Origin of the sequence: Arthrobacter sp. TB 26 (assembly GCF_000427315.1) — a bacterium.
In the GTDB taxonomy this organism is placed as follows: Bacteria; Actinomycetota; Actinomycetes; order Actinomycetales; family Micrococcaceae; genus Arthrobacter.
In genome coordinates this window covers 1-8,259 of the sequence record NZ_AUPJ01000393.1, presented here as the reverse complement: position 1 = coordinate 8,259, position 8,259 = coordinate 1, and the positions used below count along the sequence as shown (strand labels likewise).

Below are 8,259 nucleotides of genomic sequence, written 5' to 3'. Positions count from 1 at the left end.
ATTGTATTGAATTGGTTGAATTGACTGGATCCGCCACCCCGTGGTGTGGTCTGGTTTTTACAGCTGGTTTCAAATTTTGTGCAGCCGGCACGTCCCGTTTTCCCGGGGGTGTTGGTTGTGTCTGTTTTACTTCAACGGAGAGTTTGATCCTGGCTCAGGATGAACGCTGGCGGCGTGCTTAACACATGCAAGTCGAACGATGAACCTCACTTGTGGGGGGATTAGTGGCGAACGGGTGAGTAACACGTGAGTAACCTGCCCTTAACTCTGGGATAAGCCTGGGAAACTGGGTCTAATACCGGATATGACTCCTCATCGCATGGTGGGGGGTGGAAAGCTTTATTGTGGTTTTGGATGGACTCGCGGCCTATCAGCTTGTTGGTGAGGTAATGGCTCACCAAGGCGACGACGGGTAGCCGGCCTGAGAGGGTGACCGGCCACACTGGGACTGAGACACGGCCCAGACTCCTACGGGAGGCAGCAGTGGGGAATATTGCACAATGGGCGAAAGCCTGATGCAGCGACGCCGCGTGAGGGATGACGGCCTTCGGGTTGTAAACCTCTTTCAGTAGGGAAGAAGCGAAAGTGACGGTACCTGCAGAAGAAGCGCCGGCTAACTACGTGCCAGCAGCCGCGGTAATACGTAGGGCGCAAGCGTTATCCGGAATTATTGGGCGTAAAGAGCTCGTAGGCGGTTTGTCGCGTCTGCCGTGAAAGTCCGGGGCTCAACTCCGGATCTGCGGTGGGTACGGGCAGACTAGAGTGATGTAGGGGAGACTGGAATTCCTGGTGTAGCGGTGAAATGCGCAGATATCAGGAGGAACACCGATGGCGAAGGCAGGTCTCTGGGCATTAACTGACGCTGAGGAGCGAAAGCATGGGGAGCGAACAGGATTAGATACCCTGGTAGTCCATGCCGTAAACGTTGGGCACTAGGTGTGGGGGACATTCCACGTTTTCCGCGCCGTAGCTAACGCATTAAGTGCCCCGCCTGGGGAGTACGGCCGCAAGGCTAAAACTCAAAGGAATTGACGGGGGCCCGCACAAGCGGCGGAGCATGCGGATTAATTCGATGCAACGCGAAGAACCTTACCAAGGCTTGACATGAACCGGAAATACCTGGAAACAGGTGCCCCGCTTGCGGTCGGTTTACAGGTGGTGCATGGTTGTCGTCAGCTCGTGTCGTGAGATGTTGGGTTAAGTCCCGCAACGAGCGCAACCCTCGTTCTATGTTGCCAGCGCGTTATGGCGGGGACTCATAGGAGACTGCCGGGGTCAACTCGGAGGAAGGTGGGGACGACGTCAAATCATCATGCCCCTTATGTCTTGGGCTTCACGCATGCTACAATGGCCGGTACAAAGGGTTGCGATACTGTGAGGTGGAGCTAATCCCAAAAAGCCGGTCTCAGTTCGGATTGGGGTCTGCAACTCGACCCCATGAAGTCGGAGTCGCTAGTAATCGCAGATCAGCAACGCTGCGGTGAATACGTTCCCGGGCCTTGTACACACCGCCCGTCAAGTCACGAAAGTTGGTAACACCCGAAGCCGGTGGCCTAACCCCTTGTGGGAGGGAGCTGTCGAAGGTGGGACTGGCGATTGGGACTAAGTCGTAACAAGGTAGCCGTACCGGAAGGTGCGGCTGGATCACCTCCTTTCTAAGGAGCGCCTACAATCACCGTGCCTCATGTATGTGGGTGTGGCGGGGTTGTCAGGAGTACGCCCGTTGCGCAGACGCTAGTTCTGCGGCGGGTGCTCACGGGTGGAATATCAACAAATAGGTGCCTGGCGGCATGTGCCGGCAGCAAGTACGGATCTTCCTTCGGGCGGGTCCTGGAACGCGGCTGGAATGTTTCGCTGGGTAGTGTTTGGCACACTGTTGGGTCCTGAGGCAACAGGACCATGGCTCATGGCCGGGTTCCCTTACGGGGGAGTCTCCGGTGGTGGGGTGTGGGACTTGTGTTTCTGGTTTCCTGGCTGCACCGATCATGCACTGTTGTGTGTGTGGGGTGTGTGGTATGGGGTTGTTGTTTGAGAACTACATAGTGGACGCGAGCATCTTTTATAAGAAGCAATTTCCAAGAATATGAACCTGGATCTGACCTGGGCGCCTTTTGGGTGTGTGGGTTGGTTTTCGTGGTTCTCTCGAAAATTAGTTTTTTTGATCTTTTGTGGTCAAGTTTTTAAGAGCACACGGTGGATGCCTTGGCATTAGGAGCCGAAGAAGGACGTAGGAATCTGCGATAAGCCTGGGGGAGTCGATAACCGGACTGTGATCCCAGGGTGTCCGAATGGGGAAACCCCGCCAGGGGCGCGAGCTGCCTGGTGACCCGCATCTGAACACATAGGGTGCGTGGAGGGAACGCGGGGAAGTGAAACATCTCAGTACCCGCAGGAAGAGAAAACAATAGTGATTCCGTCAGTAGTGGCGAGCGAACGCGGATCAGGCTAAACCGTTCCATGTGTGATAGCCGGCGGGCGTTGCATGGTCGGGGTTGTGGGACTTCCCATTCTGTCTCTGCCGGGACAGTGGGGTGTGTAGTGCAGGCATAGGTGAACGGTCTTGAAAGGCCGGCCAGAGAGGGTGTGAGCCCCGTAACCGAAATGTTGTGTACCGCCCGGGGAGTATCCCAAGTAGCACGGGGCCCGAGAAATCCCGTGCGAATCTGTCAGGACCACCTGATAAGCCTAAATACTCCCTAATGACCGATAGCGGACCAGTACCGTGAGGGAAAGGTGAAAAGTACCCCGGGAGGGGAGTGAAACAGTACCTGAAACCGTGTGCTTACAATCCGTCGGAGCCAGTCTGATTCTGGTGACGGCGTGCCTTTTGAAGAATGAGCCTGCGAGTTAGTGTTACGTCGCGAGGTTAACCCGTGTGGGGAAGCCGTAGCGAAAGCGAGTCTGAATAGGGCGTTGCAGTGGCGTGATCTAGACCCGAAGCGAAGTGATCTACCCATGGCCAGGTTGAAGCGACGGTAAGACGTCGTGGAGGACCGAACCCACTTCAGTTGAAAATGGAGGGGATGAGCTGTGGGTAGGGGTGAAAGGCCAATCAAACTTCGTGATAGCTGGTTCTCCCCGAAATGCATTTAGGTGCAGCGTTGCGTGTTTCTTACCGGAGGTAGAGCTACTGGATGGCTAATGGGCCCTACAAGGTTACTGACGTCAGCCAAACTCCGAATGCCGGTAAGTGAGAGCGCAGCAGTGAGACTGTGGGGGATAAGCTTCATAGTCGAGAGGGAAACAGCCCAGACCACCAACTAAGGCCCCTAAGCGTGTGCTAAGTGGGAAAGGATGTGGAGTTGCGAAGACAACCAGGAGGTTGGCTTAGAAGCAGCCATCCTTAAAAGAGTGCGTAATAGCTCACTGGTCAAGTGATTCCGCGCCGACAATGTAGCGGGGCTCAAGTACACCGCCGAAGTTGTGGATTTCAGATATTAGCTAAGCCGCCCCTTGTGGGTTGGTTCAGGCGTCTGGAGTGGTAGGGGAGCGTCGTGTGGGCAGTGAAGTCGCGGTGTAAACCAGCGGTGGAGCCTACACGAGTGAGAATGCAGGCATGAGTAGCGAAAGACGGGTGAGAAACCCGTCCGCCGAATGATCAAGGGTTCCAGGGTCAAGCTAATCTGCCCTGGGTAAGTCGGGACCTAAGGCGAGGCCGACAGGCGTAGTCGATGGACAACGGGTTGATATTCCCGTACCGGCGAAAAACCGCCCATGCTGAACAGGGGATACTAACCGCCCAATACCTGCCTGACACCCCTTGTGGGTGAAGGGTTTTGGTGGAGCGCGGGACCTGATCCTGGGAGGCAAGCGTATTAACAGGTGTGACGCAGGAAGGTAGCCGAGCCGGGCGATGGTTGTCCCGGTCTAAGGATGTAGGGCGAACGGTAGGCAAATCCGCCGTTCATGATGCCTGAGACCCGATGGGACTCCCGTAAGGGGGGATTCGGTGATCCTATGCTGCCTAGAAAAGCATCGACGCGAGGTTTTAGCCGCCCGTACCCCAAACCGACACAGGTGATCAGGTAGAGAATACTAAGGCGATCGAGAGAATTATGGTTAAGGAACTCGGCAAAATGCCCCCGTAACTTCGGGAGAAGGGGGGCCCCCATCGTGATGGACACTTGCTGTCCGGAGCGTGCAGGGGCCGCAGAGACCAGGGGGAAGCGACTGTTTACTAAAAACACAGGTCCGTGCGAAGTCGCAAGACGATGTATACGGACTGACTCCTGCCCGGTGCTGGAAGGTTAAGAGGACCGGTTAGCCGCAAGGCGAAGCTGAGAATTCAAGCCCCAGTAAACGGCGGTGGTAACTATAACCATCCTAAGGTAGCGAAATTCCTTGTCGGGTAAGTTCCGACCTGCACGAATGGAGTAACGACTTCCCCGCTGTCTCAACCATAAACTCGGCGAAATTGCAGTACGAGTAAAGATGCTCGTTACGCGCAGCAGGACGGAAAGACCCCGAGACCTTTACTATAGTTTGGTATTGGTGTTCGGAGTGGCTTGTGTAGGATAGGTGGGAGACGTTGAAGCCCGGACGCCAGTTCGGGTGGAGTCATCGTTGAAATACCACTCTGGTCACTTTGGACATCTAACTTCGGCCCGTAATCCGGGTCAGGGACAGTGCCTGATGGGTAGTTTAACTGGGGCGGTTGCCTCCTAAAAAGTAACGGAGGCGCCCAAAGGTTCCCTCAGCCTGGTTGGCAATCAGGTGTCGAGTGTAAGTGCACAAGGGAGCTTGACTGTGAGAGAGACATCTCGAGCAGGGACGAAAGTCGGGACTAGTGATCCGGCGGTACATTGTGGAATGGCCGTCGCTCAACGGATAAAAGGTACCTCGGGGATAACAGGCTGATCTTGCCCAAGAGTCCATATCGACGGCATGGTTTGGCACCTCGATGTCGGCTCGTCGCATCCTGGGGCTGGAGTAGGTCCCAAGGGTTGGGCTGTTCGCCCATTAAAGCGGTACGCGAGCTGGGTTTAGAACGTCGTGAGACAGTTCGGTCCCTATCCGCTGCGCGCGCAGGAAATTTGAGAAGGGCTGTCCTTAGTACGAGAGGACCGGGACGGACGAACCTCTGGTGTGTCAGTTGTACTGCCAAGTGCACCGCTGATTAGCTACGTTCGGATGGGATAACCGCTGAAAGCATCTAAGCGGGAAGCTCGCTTCGAGATGAGATTTCCATACACCTTGTGTGTGAGAGGCCCCCAGCCAGACCACTGGGTTGATAGGCCGGATGTGGAAGCGAGGACTAACGACTCGTGAAGCTGACCGGTACTAATAGGCCGATAACTTACACCACACACCACCCCGCGAACCCATTCAAAAGGGGTTCGCACCCAGGGGTGGTACGAAGAAACAAGACTGCTTGCGTCCACTATGTGGTTCCCAAACAACAAACCCGTTGTTCGAGGAACCAAACCAACTGAATAACACCACAGTTGTAACACCAGATTTCCCACCCCCCACGGGGGTTCGGGACACAAGGTTACGGCGGTCATAGCGTGGGGGAAACGCCCGGTCCCATTCCGAACCCGGAAGCTAAGACCCACAGCGCCGATGGTACTGCACCCGGGAGGGTGTGGGAGAGTAGGTCACCGCCGGAACATCATTAAACGGTCGAGGACCCCCAACCACGTTGGGGGTCCTCCCGCATTTAACCCCCACCACAGAAAACACGGAAGCCACCAAAACCCCGGGGCCAGCTCAGCGGGGGAACCGGCGGCCGTGGAGCAGGGCCAGGAGTTCGATGGCGAGCCCTCCGCCAACCGCGGCGATGCCGGCTGCCCACAACATGTCCGCAGGCGGCAAGGCCAAGTGGAAGAAGTCCTGGGCCAGCGGCAGGTTGAGCAGGATCACAAGGCTGGTACACATTGCCAGCAGCACTGCCAGCTTCTTAGCATCGAGCGGGCGGGAGACCACCGCGAGAATCCACAGCCCGATCACGGACAGGGTAAGGACCGACGCGGACTGCAGCGACTCCGGCGCGGCCCCGGCAGCGCTGCGGGAACCCGCGTACAGGTTTAAACCCAGCAGCGAGGCGGCGACGATGAGCCCGGCGGGGATGGAGAACGACAAAGACCTGCGGAGGAACCCCGGCCGGTAGCGGCGGCCATTGGCCATCAGCGCCAGGAAGAAGGAGGGGATCCCAATCGTGAGGCCGTCGGTGAAGGACAGTTGGCGCGGCAGGAAAGGAAACTGCAGGTTGAGGAGACCGAAGCTGGCTGCGATCGCGATCGAGTAGGCCGTCTTGCTGAGGAACAACTTGGACACGCGCTCAATGTTGGCGATCACCCGGCGGCCCTCGGCCACTACACCGGGCAGCCGGTCGAAGCGGCCGTCCAGCAGCACCAGCCGGGCCACGGCCTTCGTGGCGGGTGCGGCGGAGTTCATCGCTATCCCAAGGTCTGCCTCTTTCAACGCCAGCACATCATTGACGCCGTCGCCTGTCATCGCGACGGTATGCCCGCGGCGCTGAAGTGCGGCCACCATGTCCTTCTTCTGTTCCGGACTGACCCGGCCGAAGACAGTGTTGGTGTCCATCACCTCCTCAAGCAGCACGGGGTTGGCCGGGAGCTGCCGGGCATCGTAGCCTTCCCCGATGTCCAGGCCCACCGAGCGTGCAATCGCCGCGACCGTCCGGGGGTCGTCCCCCGAGATGATCTTCAGCTCAACACCCTCGTCGCGGAAGTAGTCCAGCGTCTGCCGGGCATCGGCGCGGATCTGTTCCCGAAATGTGAGCACAACGACGGGTTTCACCCTTACCGGCAGTGTTGCGTCATCGGCAGTGATGGTGGTGCCGTCTGCGTAGGCCAGCACGACGGTCCGCAGCCCGGAGGCGGCGAGCCGTCCGGCCTTGCCCAGGGCGTCGCCGGTCGCCGGCCCCGCGCTGCCGTCGCCGGATCTGTCCGCCAGGACGATTTCCGGGGCGCCCAGGATCCATGAGCCTGGGCGTGTCCCTCCGCCGTCGAACGTCACAGAACTCCACTTCCGCGCGGAAGAGAACGGAACCGACGAGACCGCCGGCGTGCCGCCGTCGTGCTCGAAATCTGTCTCGAGGCAGCGCGACGTCGCGTTTGCCTCCGGATCCGCAGCGAACCAGCCCAGGGCGTGCTCCCACCCGGGTTCCGCAGGGCCGGCCAGCTCGTGCACGCCGTCGAAGATGATTCTGCCTTCGGTGAGCGTTCCGGTCTTGTCCAGGCAGAGGACATCGACGCGGGCCAGGCCCTCGACCGCAGCCAGTTCCTGGATAAGAACCTTGTTGCCCGCCATCCGGACGCCGCCGACAGCGAAAGCAACGCTCGAGAGCAGCACCAGCCCCAGCGGAACCATGGCGATGACGCTCGCAATCACCCCCACCAGGGCGGAGGTCCAGGCCCCACTGGCGATGGCGGCCTCCCAGCCGCCCCTGGACTGCATTTCACCGTTGGCAACGATGAGGGCGACCGGCAGCAGTGCCCAGGTCAGCCAGCCCAGAATCCGGTTGAGGCTGTTGCGGATCTCAGAGTTAACCAAGGAGAACCGTTTCGCGTCGGCGGCGAGCCTGCTGGAAAACGATTCGGCTCCCACCCGGACCACCCGCGCCGTGCCCCGGCCGGCGACAATGATCGAGCCGGAGAGCACTTCAGTCCCGGCATCCTTGTCCACGGGATCGGACTCCCCGGTGAGGAGGGATTCATCTGACTCCAGTCCCCCGCTCTCGAGGACGGAGGCATCGGCCGTGACCTGGTCGCCGGCCCGCAGGACCAGGACATCGTCAAGTACGACGTCGGCGGTCGGGATCTCCTGCACCGTCCCGTCGCGCAGTACACGGGCCAGCGGGGCCTCGAGGACGGCAAGGCGGTCCAGGGACCGCTTGGCGCGATACTCCTGCACAACACCGATGACGGCGTTGCCGGCAGCAGCCAGCCCAAAGAGTGCATCCTGCCAGCTGCCCAGCAGGAGCAGGAGGATAAAACTGGTGCCCACGATTGCGTTGAAAAGAGTCAGCACATTGGCGCGGACGATTTCCCACAGGCTGCGGCTGGTTACATCCGGTACGCGGTTGTCGAGGCCGCTGCTCTTCCGGGAGGCAACGTCGCCGCGGGACAGGCCGTTTGCGGCCGGCCCGGACACACGCCGATGGAGCATGCCTGGTCCATGGCGCCGGTGTTCTGCCATCACCTCCTGATCGTAACGGCAGGTGCTTCGGATTGCAGGTGATGGAGCACACAGGAACCCGATTTTGGTGTGTTGGGGTGTGGGGGCCGTGTGGGG

Annotated in this window: 1 protein-coding gene and 3 rRNA genes; 3 read left to right on the top strand and 1 reads right to left on the bottom strand. The window is 59.1% G+C overall.

Annotation, left to right across the window (positions count from 1 at the left end):
• Window positions 1-131: 131 nt before the first annotated feature.
• The 3 genes from K789_RS0115290 to rrf all read left to right on the top strand — a co-directional run bounded on the left by K789_RS0115290 (window position 132) and on the right by rrf (window position 5,609).
• Window positions 132-1,655, top strand: a 16S ribosomal RNA gene (locus K789_RS0115290).
• 515 nt (window positions 1,656-2,170) lie between these two features.
• Window positions 2,171-5,305: ribosomal RNA gene (locus K789_RS0115285) — 23S ribosomal RNA — on the top strand.
• A 187-nt stretch (window positions 5,306-5,492) separates the two neighbouring features.
• Window positions 5,493-5,609 (top strand): 5S ribosomal RNA (rrf, locus tag K789_RS0115280).
• The 16S, 23S and 5S rRNA genes sit together here, the layout of an rRNA operon.
• A gap of 100 nt (window positions 5,610-5,709) precedes the next feature.
• Here rrf and K789_RS0115275 read toward each other — a convergent pair.
• A complete protein-coding gene (locus K789_RS0115275; protein ID WP_024367517.1) occupies window positions 5,710-8,133 on the bottom strand; it encodes an HAD-IC family P-type ATPase in 2,424 nt (807 codons plus the stop codon).
• Window positions 8,134-8,259 lie beyond the last annotated feature (126 nt).

Excerpts from the sequence above, each read along its gene's own strand:
- K789_RS0115275 (WP_024367517.1), bottom strand. The coding sequence starts at position 8,133 with ATGCTCCATCGGCGTGTGTCCGGGCCGGCCGCAAACGGCCTGTCCCGC.